Source organism: Collimonas silvisoli, from assembly GCF_018305005.1.
Lineage (GTDB): Bacteria > Pseudomonadota > Gammaproteobacteria > Burkholderiales > Burkholderiaceae_D > Collimonas > Collimonas silvisoli.
In genome coordinates this window covers 1-550 of the sequence record NZ_JAGQEG010000238.1, presented here as the reverse complement: position 1 = coordinate 550, position 550 = coordinate 1, and the positions used below count along the sequence as shown (strand labels likewise).

Here is a 550-nt window from a genome sequence, read left to right as displayed (position 1 = left end):
CAAAAAATTCAAAAAATGGAAACAAAATAACAAAAAATAAAATTATCATTGCCCTATGTTTTGTATCTTTTATTGCAATACAAATTGCTATAAAAATAGTAGCAAACCAACAAAGAAACAAATAAAAGGAAGTTTTCAAAGTTGATGAAATTGGACCAGTCAGAAAATCAATCTCAATCCATGAATTTTGTCTTAAATATCCTGAAGCAATAATGAGAAGTAATTGAAAAATTTCCAAGGTCAGAAAATATTTTTTCATTTATGATCTAACTTAGAATTCAATGGAATTAGATATTGATCTTCCGTTATCCATCCCTTTTTATTTTTACAAGATATTTCCAAGTACCGATCAACTTTTCCGTAGGCGAAATCACCTCTTAAGCATTCCTCATTTTTTTTTATAATAAAAGATTTTTCTCCATTTACATTTGAATATGCTTGTATATCTTGGCTAGCGATCCATATATCATTACTCATTTTTTTACACCCATTAATTAATGTGAGTGCAGCTATGATTGCAAAAAAGAATCGTAGTTTCATTTGCTTTTTG

General features: G+C 27.6%; 2 protein-coding genes. Both read right to left on the bottom strand.

The features are described from left to right. On the bottom strand, positions 1-259 hold a 259-nt coding region (locus tag KHU33_RS26215), incomplete at its 3' end, for a hypothetical protein (RefSeq protein WP_211468498.1). Then, positions 256-550, bottom strand: a 295-nt coding sequence (locus KHU33_RS26210) for a hypothetical protein (protein WP_211468496.1), incomplete at its 5' end; no start/stop codon positions are given. The genes KHU33_RS26210 and KHU33_RS26215, both read right to left, overlap by 4 nt.